General features: G+C 69.1%; 11 protein-coding genes. 3 read left to right on the plus strand and 8 right to left on the minus strand.

Translation table 11 applies throughout. From position 1 onward, the window contains the following. Positions 1-216: 216 nt before the first annotated feature. Genes ACZ601_RS00055 through ACZ601_RS00070 form a run of 4 tightly spaced genes read right to left on the minus strand, consistent with a single transcriptional unit; the run spans position 217 to position 4311 of the window. Positions 217-1176: an NAD-dependent epimerase/dehydratase family protein gene (locus ACZ601_RS00055; protein ID WP_469531535.1), complete on the minus strand. Its 960-nt coding sequence runs from the start codon at positions 1174-1176 to the stop codon at positions 217-219. Next, positions 1173-2069: a carbohydrate ABC transporter permease gene (locus ACZ601_RS00060; RefSeq protein WP_469531537.1), complete on the minus strand. Its 897-nt coding sequence runs from the start codon at positions 2067-2069 to the stop codon at positions 1173-1175. The genes ACZ601_RS00055 and ACZ601_RS00060 overlap by 4 nt, the downstream gene beginning before the upstream one ends. Then, positions 2066-3079 carry a carbohydrate ABC transporter permease gene (locus ACZ601_RS00065; RefSeq protein WP_469531539.1) on the minus strand — a complete coding sequence of 338 codons (1014 nt, stop codon included), beginning with the start codon at positions 3077-3079 and terminating at the stop codon, positions 2066-2068. The genes ACZ601_RS00060 and ACZ601_RS00065 overlap by 4 nt, the downstream gene beginning before the upstream one ends. Next, a complete protein-coding gene (locus ACZ601_RS00070) occupies positions 3076-4311 on the minus strand; it encodes an ABC transporter substrate-binding protein (RefSeq protein ID WP_469531540.1) in 1236 nt (411 codons plus the stop codon). The genes ACZ601_RS00065 and ACZ601_RS00070 overlap by 4 nt, the downstream gene beginning before the upstream one ends. Positions 4312-4608: 297 nt before the next feature. Here ACZ601_RS00070 and ACZ601_RS00075 point away from each other — a divergent pair, with 297 nt between their 5' ends. After that, on the plus strand, positions 4609-5964 hold the full coding sequence (locus tag ACZ601_RS00075) for an enolase C-terminal domain-like protein (RefSeq protein WP_469531541.1): 1356 nt from the start codon (positions 4609-4611) through the stop codon (positions 5962-5964). Positions 5965-6038: 74 nt separating this feature from the next. Here ACZ601_RS00075 and ACZ601_RS00080 read toward each other — a convergent pair whose 3' ends face one another. Continuing rightward, a complete protein-coding gene (locus ACZ601_RS00080) occupies positions 6039-7250 on the minus strand; it encodes an ROK family transcriptional regulator (RefSeq protein WP_469531542.1) in 1212 nt (403 codons plus the stop codon). Positions 7251-7542: 292 nt separating this feature from the next. Next, positions 7543-9129, minus strand: a complete 1587-nt coding sequence (locus ACZ601_RS00085; RefSeq protein WP_469531544.1) for a GH39 family glycosyl hydrolase — start codon at positions 9127-9129, stop codon at positions 7543-7545. A gap of 355 nt (positions 9130-9484) precedes the next feature. On the opposite strand from ACZ601_RS00085, the gene ACZ601_RS00090 reads away from it, so the two are divergent. Further along, complete coding sequence (locus ACZ601_RS00090; protein WP_440576349.1) at positions 9485-10747, plus strand: glycoside hydrolase family 99 protein; 1263 nt, start codon at positions 9485-9487, stop codon at positions 10745-10747. Between the two features lie 288 nt (positions 10748-11035). Beyond that, entirely contained in the window at positions 11036-11437 is a 402-nt protein-coding gene (locus ACZ601_RS00095) for a squamosa promoter-binding protein 15 (protein ID WP_469531545.1), read from the plus strand. Positions 11438-11616: 179 nt separating this feature from the next. Here ACZ601_RS00095 and ACZ601_RS00100 read toward each other — a convergent pair whose 3' ends face one another. Further along, positions 11617-13365: a thiamine pyrophosphate-dependent enzyme gene (locus ACZ601_RS00100; RefSeq protein WP_469531546.1), complete on the minus strand. Its 1749-nt coding sequence runs from the start codon at positions 13363-13365 to the stop codon at positions 11617-11619. Positions 13366-13378: 13 nt separating this feature from the next. After that, positions 13379-14962 (minus strand): FMN-binding glutamate synthase family protein, encoded by a 1584-nt coding sequence (locus tag ACZ601_RS00105; RefSeq protein WP_469531548.1) that lies wholly within the window; start codon positions 14960-14962, stop codon positions 13379-13381. Between the last annotated feature and the right edge of the window lie 95 nt (positions 14963-15057).

Here is a 15057-nt window from a genome sequence, read left to right on the forward strand (position 1 = left end):
GCAGCAGCATTGCGGACCACAGACGGAGCTGCCGATGGGAGCGGCAGGCAGCGCTCCTGCGCGAAACCGGTCGAGGCCCGCCGCTCGCGCCGCAGTAGGTGTTCGGGGACGGTCACGGTGACAGTCCCCGAACACCTCGGCGTGGGCCAGGGACAGGGACACCGGGGTCCTGGCGAAGCAGCGATGTCGGCGGGGGTGTCGCCGGTCAGCGGCACATCAACCAAACACGCTGGTTTCCCTCGGTACGCAAGGGCCGGCCGGTGCTCGGCGCCAGGTGTGGCGAGCCGTGAATCCCAGCAGTTCCCGGCTGCGCGTCGTGTCGAAGAACGCATCGTGGCCGCCGAAGCCTTCGCGCACCCGGGCGTCCGGGTGGTGTGCGGCGAGCAGGCTGAGGCTCGGTTCCTGGGCCGCGCTGTCGGGCGCGCAGACGTTGATGATGTGGTGGCCCTCCAGGTCCGCGTTCAGTGCCGCCGCCACAGAGGCCGCCGCGTCCTCGGTGTGCAGCCAGCCCCACAGTTCGCGGCGGTTGCCCGCCGGGTCGCGGCGCACCTCGTCGAGGCGTTCGCGCAGCCGCTCGCCGGCGCCCACGAAGGGGAAGCGGAGCATGACGGTGGTGGTGCCCCAACGGCGGGTGGTGAACGCCGCGGCCTCCTCCGACATGACCTTGGAGAGGCCGTAGGAGTCGACAGTGAGGTTCGGGTGTTCCTCGTCCACCGGCACGTAGGCGGGGTGCAGGTCGCGGTCGGCCCAGGCGAGGCCGACGGCGGAGGCGCTGGAGGCGGCCACCACGCGGGGCACTCCGGTGCGGCCCGCCTCCTGGTACACCAGGTAGGCGGCGAGGACGTTGGCGCGCAGCGTCTCGTCCTCGGCGACGATGCCGGGTGCCGGGTAGGCGGCGAGGTGGACGACTCCGGTGAGCCCCGTCTCCCCCGCCGTCTCCCGGGCCATGGCGAAGCACTCGGTGACGGTCTTGGCGTCGGCGAGGTCGCCGGTCACGAAGGCCGCGCAGTCCGCGTCCGCGTCTTTGCGCTCGCGGTCGGCGCCGACGACGCGGTAGCCGGCGCCGGCGAGGTGGGTGACGACCGTCCGCCCGATTCCGCCGGCCGCTCCGGTCACCAGGACGGTTGCCGCCGGGGCCGTGCCGACCGTTGCTGTCCGTTCGGTTCGCTCGCTCATCCCTTGACCGCTCCCATCAGTCCGTTCACGAAGTAGCGCTGTGCGCAGAGGAACAGGGCGATCACCGGTACCACCATGATCAGTGCCGCTGCCATCAGCGAGTTGTACTGCACGACGTTGGAGGACTGCATCGTCTGGAGCGCGATCGGCAAGGTGTAGCTGTGCGGATCGTTCAGCGAGATCCGGGTGAGCTGGTACTCGTTCCACGTCGGGATGGCCGTGAGCAGCGCGATCGTGACGATCGCGGGGCGGGCCAGGGGCAGGTAGATGCGGCTGAAGATGCGCAGTTCGCCCGCGCCGTCCATGCGGGCCGCCTCGCGCAGCTCGGTGGGGACGGCGTTGAAGGAGTTGGTGAGCATGAGGATCGCGAGCGGGGCGCTGCCGTTGACGAAGGGCAGGATCAGGCCCCAGTGGGTGCCGAGGATGCTGAGCTTGCTCTCCAGCAGCACGATCGGCAGCAGGGTGACGACGCCGGGAACGAAGAGCAGTACGAGGAAGAGCCGGTACAGCCATTTCTTGCCCGGGAACTCCAGCACCGAGAAGGCGTAGGAGGCTGCCGAGTAGATGACCACGACGAGGACCGTCGTGAGGACGGTGACCTTGACGCTGTTGAGGAAGTAGTCGAAGAAGTCGAGCTTGTTCCAGGTGTCGCTGAAGGTCTGGAGGGTGGGGTGGTGCGGGATGAGGTGCCCGCCCTCCTGGACCTCCGCGTTGGTCTTGAAGGCGGCGGACACCATCCAAAGGAAGGGGTAGACGCTGACGGCCGCGTAGGCGGCGAGGACGATGCCGACGATGATGCGGCCGATGGGCCTGCGGCTTCCGGTGCGGCTCGTGTGGGCGGTGCGGCCCGGGGCGCCGGCGCGGCGCCGGGTGCTGAGCGCTTGGCTGCTCATCCCATCCTCCTCATGGCCCGCTGGTTGATGAAGGCGACGACCAGGGCCGCGATGAACAGGAGCCAGCCAAGGGCGCTGGCCAGACCGAGCGTCGGGGACAGCTCGTTGAGGAAGGCGAGGCGGTACGTCTCCAGGCCGAGCACGCTGGTGGAGTCGCCGGGGCCTCCGTTGGTCATGATCAGGAAGGACTGGAAGCCCTGGAGGGAGTCGCGGACGTTCAGCAGGATGACGACGACGGTGATGGGCTTCATGAGCGGCCACACGATGGTCGTCGTGGAGCGCAGCCAGCCGGCGCCGTCGATCTGGGCGGCTTCGAGCAGGGAGCCGTCCAGGGACTGGAGGCCGGTCAGGTAGAGCAGCATCGCGACCGGTACGGCGGACCAGACCATGACGACGATCATGGTGGGCAGGGCGGTGTGGGGGTTGCCGAGCCAGCCCTGCGGTTCCTGGAGGGAGCCGAGGCCGACGGTCTTGAGCAGCAGGTTGATCGCGCCGCCCGGCTCCAGGATGTAGTTCCAGGCGAAGTACACGGCGATGCCGGTCGTGACGTACGGCAGGAAGTAGATGGAGCGCAGGACGCCCTGGAAGCGTTTGACGGAGTTGAGGACGAGGGCGAGCGGGAAGGCGACGAGGACTGTGAGGAGGGGGACGCCGATGACGACCCACAGGGTGTTGGTCGCGGCCTTCTTCACGATCGGCCAGTAGGTGGGGCTCCCGCCCAGCAGGTCGGTGTAGTTCTTGAAGCCCTTCCAGTGCCATTCGGGCCAGAAGCCATTCCACTGGGCGAAGCTGAGTGAGAAGCCGTAGATGATCGTGTAGACGCCCATGAGGGCGAACAGGAGGATCGCGGGGGCGATGAAGAGATAGCCCCAGGCGGCCTGCTTGCGCTTCTCGCGCATTCTGCCGAGCGGTCCGCGCGCGCGGGGCGTCCCGGCCGCGGGGCCGTTGCCGTCCCGGGGTCCGTTCCCGGTGGGGCGCGCGCCCCGCACCGTACCGGTTTCTGTGGTCATTTCTTCTGCTCCGCCCAGTAAGACTTGATCATCGAACTCATCTGGGCACCCGTGCTTTTCGCGGAACGCGATTTCAGCGGGGTGTACTGGGCCAGTACGGCGCCGACCTTTCCGGGGTCGTACAGGCTGGGCCGGTAGGCGGTGTATCCGGCGTTGTATGCCTTCGCGCCGGATCCGAACGCGGTTTCCATGGAATTCAGGACGGGTCCGAGTGTTTTGCTCTGGTTCTTGTCGAGAGCGTTCGGTGGCACGTCGAGTGCCTGCTTTCCGAAGTCGGCGGCGATTCCGTCACGAGAAAGGAATTTGAGCCACTTCAGAGCCTCGTTCTTGTGTTCCGACTTCTTGGTGACGGAGAGGCCGGTCAGGGAGAACGGGGAGAGCTGGAGGTTGGGGATCGCGGCGTCCTTGGGCGGGGGCACCGGGAACGTCATGAGGTTGTCGGCGTCGTAGCCGTTCTCTGCGAGGAAGGCGAGGGTGTAGGTGCCGCCGATGTCGAAGGACGCCTTGCCCTGGGCGAAGGCGAGGTCGGCCTCGTCGATGCCCTTGGACTGGGTGCCGGGCACCCAGTACGGGGTGACCTGGTTGTAGGTGTTCAGGACCTTCTGACCGTCGGCGGAGGACCAGCCCTTGGCGGTGTCGGGGCCGAAGAGCGCCTCGAACCTGTCCTTGCCGAGCATCCCGTAGGCCATGGGCTGCATCAGCCATTCCAGGGCGGTCGAGGGCTGCTTGATACCGATGGTCATCCCGCCGTTGGACGGGTGGGCCTTCTTCATCTTGGCGAGCGCGTCGACGAAGCCCTCCCAGGTGGTGGGCGCCTCGGTGATGCCGGCCTGTTCGGCGCGGCTCTTGTTCATGTAGACGACGCCCTGGGTGCCGACGGTGAGGGGCACGCTGAAGCGCTGTCCCTTCTCGACTCCCTGGGTCTTGGAGCCTTCGGTCAGCGAGTTCCGGTAGACGTCCTCTGTGACGGTGCCGTCGGCCAGGACCTGCGGGAGGTACTGGTCGAGCCAGGTGCGGTCGACGTCCTTGGAGAGGTCCTCCAGCAGTCCCGCGCCGCCGAAGGCCAGGTCGTCGCCGTTGGCGTGCACTTCGAGCACGTCGGGCAGGTCGTTGGTGCGGGCGGCGGCCTGGATCTTGGTCAGGAACGCGTCGTCCGGCGTCACCGCCTGGATGTTCACCTTTGTCCCGGTCTCGGCGGTGAACTTCTTGGCGGCCGCCTGCAGGGCGGCCACATGGGACTGTTTAAAGGTCCACATGGAAAGTTCACCACGCCCGGAACCATTCCCGTCGCTCGTCCCGCACCCCGCGAGCAGTACGCCCATGACGGCGACCGAAGCAAGAATCGAGGAGCGGCGCGTGGTCGGGAGAAATCGTTTCACGTTCCCAGCGCCTTTCTTGAGAGCTGTCCGTTCAGCTCCTGCCGTAGCAGCACATGGAATCTAAATCGACTTGATGTACGATGTCAATAGACGTAACTACACGGAAAACAATGAGAAACCACAGCCGTGTCACCTTCGAGGAGGACCTCCATGACTCCACCGGAACGAGCAGCGGACGCGGTGACTCCGCGCTCCCCCTCACCGGACGCCGGCACCTTGTCCGGTGCCACCCTGGAGCCGAGTGAGGTGCTTGCGCCCGCCCCGTGGACCTCCGCCGACCCCGACGCGCTGCGCGTTACGGCCGTACGCACCTTCCTGTGCGCCCCGCAGGGCTGCCCGTACGTCATCGTGCGCGTCGAGACCAACCAGCCCGGACTGTACGGTCTGGGCTGTGCGAGCGATCCGCAGCGCACCCGCGCGATCCGCTCGGTGGTCGACGACTACTACGGGCCGATGCTCGTGGGCCGCGACCCCTCGGACATCGAGGACCTGCACCGGCTGCTGCTCAACAGCGGCTACTGGCGGGGCGGTTCGATCGGGCAGAACGCGCTGGCCGGGGTGGACGTCGCACTGTGGGACATCAAGGGCAAGGTCGCAGGCCTGCCTCTGTACCAGCTGCTCGGCGGCCGGGCCCGACAGGCCGCGGACGCGTACACCCATGTCGACGGCTTCGAGGCCGGGGAGATCGCCGAGAAGGTACTCGCAGCGGCCGAGGGCGGCTACCGCCACGTCCGCGTCCAGGTCGCCGTCCCCGGCACCGACACCTACGGCACCGCCCCGCGCGACGAGGCCGAACGGAGGCGCCGGGAGCTGCGCTCGGGCAGCTGGGACTCGCTGGGCTATCTGCGTCACGTGCCGCCCGTGCTGCGGGAGATCCGTGAACGGGTCGGCCCCGACGTCGAGTTGTTGCACGACGCGCACGAGCGGCTCACGCCCTCGCAGGCCCGCGAGCTGGTCCACGAGGTCGAGGACGCGAGGCTGTTCTTCCTGGAGGACGCGCTGGCGCCCGAGGACGCGGCGCACTTCGGGCAGTTGCGGGCGGCCGGCTCGGTGCCGCTGGCGGTCGGCGAGCTGTACCACGACATCGGGATGTACCTGCCGCTGCTGGAGGCGCGGGTCATCGACTTCGCGCGCATCCGGATCCCCACGCTGGGCGGGCTGACCCCGACCAGAAAGCTGGTCGCGGCGGTCGAACTGTTCGGCGCGCGCACGGCGCCGCACGGTCCCGGCGACGTGAGTCCGGTGGGCATGGCGGCCAATCTCGCGCTCGACATCAGTTCCCCGGCCTTCGGCGTCCAGGAGGCGGCGGCCTTCCGGGAGGCGACGCGCGAGGTCTTCCCCGGCACGCCGGTGCCCGAGAGCGGGCGGCTGTATCCCTCGCCGCTGCCCGGTCTCGGCGTGGATTTCGACGAGTCGGCAGCCGCGAAGTACCCGGTGACGGAGCCACTGGAGCATGACCGCTGGGCGCTGCTGCGCAACACGGACGGCAGCGTGCAGCGGCCGTAGCACACACGCACATGAACCCGCGGGCCCGTGCGAGCCCGCGGGTTCATGTGCGTAAGGAAGGCGGCCGGCCGGGCTCAGCCCAGCAGCAGGGACTTCGGCTGGGCCGACAGACTGCGGTCGAGGACCAGGGAGGCCGCGCCGACGGCGGCGACGTTCTCGCCTATGGCCGTCGAAGTGACCGTCGTGGGATGGCTCTGCTTGACGAACGGGGACTGCGCGACCATCGGTTCGATCACAGCGAGCAGCCGGTCGGCCAGCAGTGTCCAGATGGGGCCGCCGAACACGATGGTGTCGGAGTCCAGCAGGGTCGCCGCCGCGCTGACCCCGCGTCCGATGCGTACGCCCCAGCGGTCGATGATGCTGCCGGCGCGCGGCTCGCCACCGGCCGCGAGGGACGCGAGGTGCTGCAGGCTGCGCTGCGCGTCCTGCGGGTCGGTCGGCGTGAACTCATGTCCCAGTACGGCGAGTTCGATGGCCTCTTCGACGAGGGCGCGGGTCGAGCAGGCGGCGCCGAGCCCGCCGACCTCGCCGACGTTCCCGGAGGAGCCGCGCAGCACCGTGTCGTCGACGACCAGGCCCATGCCCGAGCCGGTACCGAGGTAGAAGAAGAGGAAGTTGCGGCTCTCGGTGGCCGCGCCCGACCAGCGTTCCGCGACGGCGGCGGCGATCACGTCCTTGTCGAGCAGGGCCGCGTAGCCGGTCTCCTCGCTAAGCCGGTCGCGCAGCGGGACGCTGCCCCAGCCGGGGAGTTCGGGCGGGTCCACGACGAGCCCGCGGGTCACGTCGATGGGGCCCGGCGCCGCGATGCCGAGGCCGAGGACCCGGTCGCGGTCCACGCCGGAGCCGCCGACCAGTCCGCTCACCGAGGCGGCCATGCCGGTCATGACGGTGTCGGTGTCGCCGCCGCGCGGGGTGGGTTCGCTGCGCTGGGCGACGACCGTGCCGAGCAGGTCGAGCAGGACGTAGGTGATGACGGCGGGGTCGAGGTGCACGCCGATCGCGTAGCGCGCGCCGGGCGCGACCTGGAGGAGGGTGCGGGGTTTGCCGCTGCCGCTGCTCTGCTTGCCGGTCTCGTGGGCGACGCCCTGGTCGATGAGGCGGCGGGTGATGTTGGAGACGGTCTGCGCTGACAGCCCCGTGGCCTCTGCGAGTTCCACGCGGCTGAGGCCCGCGCGGTCCCGGCGGATCGCGTCAAGGACGACGGATTCGTTGAAGTCGCCCATGCGGGGCAGGTTCGTGCCGCGCCGGATCGACGCCTTCCCGGCACTCGCCCTTTTGCTCGTCACTGTGGTGTCTCCTGGACGTCTCCCGCTCCCGAGGAGGACCGCGGTCGTCCGTGCTCTCGTCCCCCGGGTGCGTCGAATCGGTGGAATTCTACCGGCCGTCGGCCGCTGGCCGTCGCCGTACGCGCGCCGGGGCGGGGTCGGTCCCGGGGGCGCGGCCGCGTACGGCGGCCGGTGGGTGGCGCAGAGGAGATGGCACGGGCCGGTGCCGCCGTCCCATTGCGTGCCGCCTCCCCTGCGCCCGTCCGGGGTGGCGCGTCCCTGTCGGGGGTCGCGCCGGTTCGCGTCCTCGCCCTCAGAGCTGCTCGACCAGGGCGAGCGACCAGGGGGCGAGGACGGTGTCGACGCGCAGGACGCCGTCCTGGCCGGTGAGGACGGTGCGCACGTCGGTGGCGCGGGCCTGCCGGTCGATGTGGGCGAGCTGTTCTCGGGTGGGTGCGGCCGGCGAGCCGAGCGCGTGCCAGGCGCCGATCGCGTTGCCGTGCTCGGTGTCCAGTACCTCCACCCGGAAGGGGGCGCCCGCGGGCAGTCCGCCCAGTTCGAGGACGAGTCGGCGGGGGGTGCCCTTGGCCTGGGTGGTCTCGGCCACCTCGCGGCTGTCGAAGGAGGCGGGCACCGACTTGGGTTCCTCCTGCGGGTAGTGGTGGACGAGCGCGGTGAGCCGGCCACTGGCCGCGTGCCGGGTCAGGATGTGGTCCTCACCGCGTTCGATCAGCTCGTCGCCGAGCGCGTGCAGCATGCGGTAGGCGTGGAAGGTGGGCTTGGGGATGCCGGGCAGCGTGATCATGCCGAAGCCGCCGTGGAACAGCTCGTCGCCGGCCCCGCCCTCCTCGAACACGTCCGTGAAGGTCCAGTACGACAGCGAGTGCACGGTGTCGAGGGAGTGCAGCAGCGAGCGCGTCACGTAGGTGGCCGCGGGCAGCGTGTCGTGCGTGTGGTCGCGCGGCGAGGAGGACGAGGACCACTCGGTGAGGTGGATCTCGGCGTCCGGGTAGGCGCTCTTGGCGATCAGTTCGCGCAGCAGCGCGAGGTCGACCGGAGTGGCGTCCTTGCCGCGGGTGAGTTTCTCGCCCTGGCCGTGTTCGTCGAGCGCCCAGTCCGTGGGGTACGGGTGGGTGGAGACGAAGTCGACGGGCAGCTCGCGCTCGACGCAGAAGTCGAGGAACGCCTGCATCCACACCGGGCGCCAGTCGAGGTCGTCGATGTCGTCGCGGCCGGCCACGATGCGCCGGGAGACGTCCTCCGACTCGCCGCCGAAGCGCTCGTCGGGTACGAAGTTGGAGGTCGCGGGGCCGCCGACGCGCAGCTGGGCGTCCACGTCCTTAACCGCGCGTGCTGTCACCTCGTACAGCTCGAAGTACTCGGAGCGGGTGCCGTGGAAGAAGCCCCAGAGGTTGGCCTCGTTCCACACCTCGAAGTACCAGGAGCGGACCTCGTCGAGGCCGTAGCGGGTGATCCAGTGGCGGGTGATGCGCGCGATGAGGGCGCTCCACTTGCCGAGGTCCGTGGGCGGGGAGCCGTGTGCTCCCCACCAGAAGACGGTGTTGGTCTCGCGGGCCAGGGCGCGGGGGCTGAAGCCGAACTCGACGAAGGGGCGGACCCCGAGGTCGAGCAGGAAGTCGAAGAGCGCGTCGACGTACTGGAAGTTGTAGACGGGTTCGCCGTCCTCGGTCTCCGTGTAGACGAACATGTCGTCGTGGAAGAGCCCGTGGAAGCGGATGTACTCGAACCCGCAGGCTGCGTGCGCCTCGGTGAGCTGGCGCTGCCAGTCGGCGCGCAGGCCCTCGTTGGCCCGGCCGGCACCGACGACGCGGCTCCAGTAGTGCGGCAGCGGCGTCGATGGGGCGTGCGCGAGGGCGCTGACGGAGATGTCGCCCGGCATGATGGTCCTTCCGTCCTGGCGTGCGGGTTTCTCATTAAATCAAAATGATAGACATAAGGCCAGTGAGGTGAGCCACCGCGACGAAGCACATTCCGCCGCGCACCGCCACCGTGCCGGTGACATTGCGGGAAACCGCACCGCGGCGGCGCGGAGAGGGGTGCGGCAGTTCTCGGTGTCGCGGTCTCCGGGGTCTTGTCGTGCCCCTGGCGACCCGACTATGTTGCCGGGGCGCCTGTTGACGGAGGGGCGGACTGCCGCCGCCATACCTCTCCCACTCCAGCAGGCGCGGAATCCGTGCGCGGCCGCGCCCCTGGGGGCGGCCGTGCCGATGAGGCAGACCGAGAGGGCATCCCCCATGAGTATCTCCCGACGTTCCTTCGTCCTGTCCGGCGCCGCCGTGGCGGCCGCGGCTGCAGGTGGTGTCGCGGCGACGCAGGCCGGCGCGTCCCCCGCGCCTGCCGCGAGCCCGGCCGCCTCCCCCGCGGGTGACGTGGTCGGCAAGATAACCGTCGGCTACCAGGGCTGGTTCGCGTGCAAGGGCGACAGCGCCCCGATCGACGGCTGGTGGCACTGGAGCCCGGACATGAGCAAGGCGCCCGCGCAGGGCGCGAGCAGCGCCAAGTCCTGGCCCGACGTGGCGGACTACACCCACACCTACCCCACCGCGATGGCGGACCTGAACGGCGGCGGCAAGGCCGCTCTGTTCTCGTCCTGGGACCAGCAGTCGGTGGACACCCACTTCCGCTGGATGCGGGAGAACAACATCGACACCGCCGCGCTCCAGCGCTTCAACCCGTTCAGCCCGGAGGGACCCACGCGCGACGGAATGGCGCAGAAGGTGCGGCAGGCCGCGGAAGCCAACGGCCGGAAGTTCTACATCATGTACGACGTCACCGGCTGGACCGCGATGCAGTCCGAGATCAAGCAGGACTGGACCGAGAAGATGAGGGCCCACACCTCATCCAGCGCCTACGCGCAGCAGAACGGCAAGCCGGTGGTGTGCGTGTGGGGCTTCGGGTTCAGCGACGACGCCCGTCCCTTCGCTCCGGCGCCGTGCCTCGATGTCGTCAACTGGTTCAAGGACCAGGGCTGTTACGTCATCGGCGGGGTTCCTACCCACTGGCGCACCGGCACCGAGGACTCGCGGGCCGGCTTCGGGGACGTCTACCGCGCCTTCCACATGATCTCGCCGTGGATGGTGGGCCGTATCGGCAGCGCCGAGCAGTCCGACCAGTTCTACCGCGACATCAACACCCCCGACCAGGCGGACTGCGACACGCACGGCATCGACTACCAGCCGTGCGTGATGCCCGGTGACCTCCAGGAGGGGCACCGGGCCCACGGGGACTTCATGTGGCGGCAGTTCTACAACATGAAGCGGGTGGGCGCGCAGGGCATCTACATCTCGATGTTCGACGAGTACAACGAGGGCAACCAGATCGCGAAGACGGCGCCGACCGCCGCCGACGTGCCGTCCGGCTCCGGGGTCAGGGCGCTGGACGAGGACGGCACCACCTGCTCCTCGGACTACTACCTGCGGCTGACCGGCGACGGCGGGCGCATGCTCAAGGGTGAGCTTCCGCTGACCGAGACCCGGCCCACCCCCACCACGGTGTAGCCGAACGGCGGTCGTGGCACGGGGCTGAGGGCGGAACGAACACGGCACCCTCGCGGATCTTGAGGCGTAGACACCCTCATGATCCGCGAGGGATACCGCTTCGGTATCGGCCAGAAGCGAGCCACGATGCAGTTCCGGTACAGCGACCTGGACTCCGGCGGCTCCCCCGATTCAGCAGAGCATTCACTTCTTCAACTGACGCACACAAGGGCGAGAGCGCGGGTAGGTGCCGCGTCCTGCAAGAAAAGGCCGGGCACAGGTACCGCCTGCTGCAGTACAACGATCTGTATGAGCTGGGTGGCGAACGTGATGATGTCGGTTGACATGTCCGACGGCGCGAGTGTGGAGGCATTGAGCGAGTGGTTGCGGACAGACGCCCCTCGTCGTGCCCAAGCGCAGACTTATGGGGTCGGCTTCTTGAAGCTGCTCACCAGCCCTGAGACAAACCAATGGGGTGGCTGGAAGCACCCCGAGTGCGAAGTGTGGGCGGGTGCCCTGAACCATGCCGACCTCGACGCCTTCAAGCAGCGAGTGTTCGGGACGCCGTGGCGCGAACCGAACCTGGTGCAACTTCTGGTGATGGATCAGGAGGAGAGCTTCTTTCGCATGTGGATGATCCGAGACAACGAACTGGTTCAGTTCGCACCACCGCGGCCGAACGAGGGGGACCCGGGCTTCTACCTGAGCTGATGAGCTGAGACCGCGACTCACCGACAGCGTTCGTAAGCGTGACGGACGTGGAGACCATGCACTGCTCGGGAGTCACGGCCACGGCCTGACGCCGGCTGGGGAGCTGGACGGAGGCCCGCGTGTGGCCGCGCCCGCGCGCCGCCTGCTGTGGAGGCGGGCATCGCGTCCGTCACGGGCTCTCAGCTCCGGTCGGACTCCCCCTGGCCGCGTGCGATCTCCTTCACCTTGGCGACGGCGTACCCCCAGCCCTGCCCCACCGTGGGTTTGGCCGGTACGGCGATCTCGTCGGGGTTCGTGAGTACGTCGAGGAGAACGGGCCCCGGGGTGTCGAGGGCTCGTCGTACCGACTCCTCCAACTCGTCGGGGTCCGTCACCCGGATGCCGGTGATGCCCATGGCCGTGGCCACGGCGGCGAAGTCGGGGTTGTCCAGCTCGGTGCCGAACTCGGGCAGTCCGGCCTGTTCCTGCTCCAGCTTGACCATGCCGAGGCGCCGGTTGTCGAAGACGACCAGTTTGACGGGGAGCTTGCCGGTCTTGAGTGTCATGAGGTCGCCGAGCAGCATGCTCAGGCCACCGTCGCCGCAGAACGCGACCACCTGCCGTCGCCGGTTCAGGCACTGGGCGCCGAGTGCGTGCGGCATGGCGTTGGCCATGGAGCCGAGGTTGTACGAGCCGAGCAGCCGGCGCTCACCGCGCATCTCCACGAACCGTGAGAGCCATACCGTGGCCATGCCGGTGTCGGAGGTGAAGACGGCGTCTTCGGCGGCGAGCCGGTCGACCGTCGCGGCGAGTGCCTCTGGCCTGATCCCGTGTTCCGGGTTGTCGAACGCGGCGCGGAGCCGCCCGGCCGTCCGCTCGTCGTGCTTCGGATCGGCCAGCCGGGCCTGGCCGTCACGCCAGGTCTCGAACTCCTTGCGGGCCTTGTCCAGGTGCTTACGGTCGCGGCCTTCCCCGGCTCCCAGGCAGGTGAGCAGGGTGCGGACCGTGGCGGCCACGTCGCCTACGAGGCCGGCCCGGACCGGGACCCGGCGTCCGATGTGGGTGGGTTCGGTGTCCACCTGGATGACCGTGCGCCCCTCGGGATACCACTCGCGGTACGGGAAGTCCGTGCCCAGCAGGAGGAGTGTGTCGGCCTCCTGCATCGCGGAGGCCGCTGCCGGGTTGCCGATCAGCCCGGTCTGGCCGACCTGGAAGGGATTGCCCTCGCCCTCGAATCCCTCCTTCGCCTTCAGGGTCAGCACCATCGGAGCGGCCAGACGGTCGGCGAGCGCCAGTACGTCCGCGCGGGCCGCGCGGGCTCCCTGGCCGACGAGGAGCGTCACGCGTCCGCCGCGCTCCAGGAGGCCGGCCGCGTCCCGGACGGCGGAATCCTCGGGCCGGGTTACCGCCGAGCTCAGGGAGAAGCGGGCCTTGCGGTCCGTGCTCAGCTTCCGGTCGCCGATGTCACCCGGCACGGTGAGCACGGCAACGCCCTTGCGGCCCACGGCATTGCGGACGGCCGTCTCCAGCAGCTGCGGCAGCTGATCCGGGGAGGAGACCGTGGCACGGAATACCGCGACGTCGCTGAAGAGGGCGTCGTTGTCGACCTCCTGGAAGGACTCGCTGCCGATCTCCGTCAGCGGCACCTGGCCCGCGATCGCCAGGACGGGAGTGCGGCTCTTGGCCGCGTCGTAGAGCCCGTTGAGCAGGTGGATCGAACCTGGGCCGACGGTTCCCATACAGACGCCGAGGCGGCCGGAGAGCTGGGACTGGGCGCTCGCGGCGAACGCTGCGGCCTCCTCGTGGCGGCAGCCCACCCACTCCACGTCCTCGGTGAGCCGGATGGCTTCTGTCAGTGGATTGAGCGCGTCTCCGACGACGCCGAACACCTGGCTCACGCCGAGTTCGCTCAGTGCGTCGACGATGACACGGGCAACGGTACGGGGCACAAGGTCCTCCTGGTCAGACGGTGAAGTGGTCGGGGTCCGCGGCTTTCCAGTCGGCGGCCCAGGACGAAGGGGGCGCCGTAAGGAGCTGTCCCGGCGCGAGCCATTCGTACATCTCGTCGAAGGAACGCAGCGTGTAGGGATCGACGCGTCGCCGCAGCATGTGCGGACGCAGGTGGTCCGGGTCCGTGACGCCCATGGAGGCCATGATCTGGAGCGCGCCGGCCACCGTCGCCTCCTGGAACCTCTGGACCCGCACCGATTTGTCGGCGACGTTCAGGGCGCGGGCACGCCGGGGGTCCTGGGTGGTGACACCCGTGGGACAGGTGTTGGTGTGACAGCGCTGCGCCTGTATGCAGCCCACGGCGAACATCATCGCGCGGGCCGAGTTCGCGTAGTCGGCGCCTTGGAGGAGCCTCTTGACCAGGTCGGACCCCGTGGCGATCTTGCCGCCGGCGCCGATCCTGATCCGGTCCCGCAGGCCGGCGCCGACCAGGGCGTTGTGCACGGTGAGCAGACCGTCGGTGAGGGGAGTGCCGATGTGGTCGGCGAACTCCAGCGGCGCCGCGCCCGTGCCGCCCTCTGCCCCGTCCACGATGATGAAATCCGGTGTCGTTCCCTCCTCCACCATGGCCTTGCACACGGCGAGGAACTGCCGCCGCGAGCCGGGGCAGAGCTTGAACCCCGCAGGTTTGCCCCCCGCCAGTTCCCGCATCCGTGCCACGAAGCGGACCAGTTCACGCGGTGTGGAGAACACCCGGTGGTACGGGGGCGAGGTCACCGTCTTCCCCTGGGGCACGCCTCGTACCCGGGCGATCTCCGCGTTGACCTTCGCCCCCGGCAGCACACCACCGATGCCGGGCTTGGCGCCCTGGGACAACTTGAGCGACACGCACTTCACATGGTCGTGCGCTGCCTTCTCGGCGAACTTGACGGCGTCGAAGCCGCCGTCCTCGGTCCTGCATCCGAAGTAGCCGGTCCCGATCTCCCAGACGAGGTCTCCCCCGGGCCGCAGGTGGTAGTCCGACATGCCGCCCTCACCCGTGTCGTGCGCGAACTTCCCGCGTGCCGCACCGGTATTGAGTGCCAGGACCGCGTTTGCCGAGAGGGAGCCGAAGCTCATGGCGGAGACGTTGAGCAGTGCCATGTCGTACGGCTGGGTGCAGTCGGGGCCGCCGATCCTGACCCGCGGTGGTGTCTCGGGAACCTCACACGGCGCCATCGACGGTACGAGGAATTCGTGGCCGGGCCGGTAGACGTCCCGCTCAGTACCGAACGGCTCCTCCGCGTCCGTGCCCTTCGCACGTTCGTACACGAGGCTGCGCACGTCCCGGTCGAAGGGACGGCCGTCGTAGTTCCGCTCCACGAAATACTGCTGGAGCTCGGGGCGCATCTTCTCCAGGAGGAAACGCGCGTGCCCGATCACGGGATAGTTGCGCAGCACCGAGTGTCCGCGCTGCGTGAGATCCCATGTCCCGAGCAGGCCCAGGAGAGCGAGCAGCACACAGGCGGTCCACCACCACGGTGAAATCCATACCGCCGCGCTTCCCGCCCCCAGAGCCGCGAGCAGTGTCAGACCAACAGAACCGATTCGTATCACTGCAGTCGGATTGCCCGGTCCAGGCAGCTCACGCCACCGGGCTCCCCCAAGAGAGTCCAAAAGATCGCCGGTCGGTCCGCCCCGCCCCGGCCGGC

This window comes from Streptomyces sp. NPDC104307, assembly GCF_055584045.1.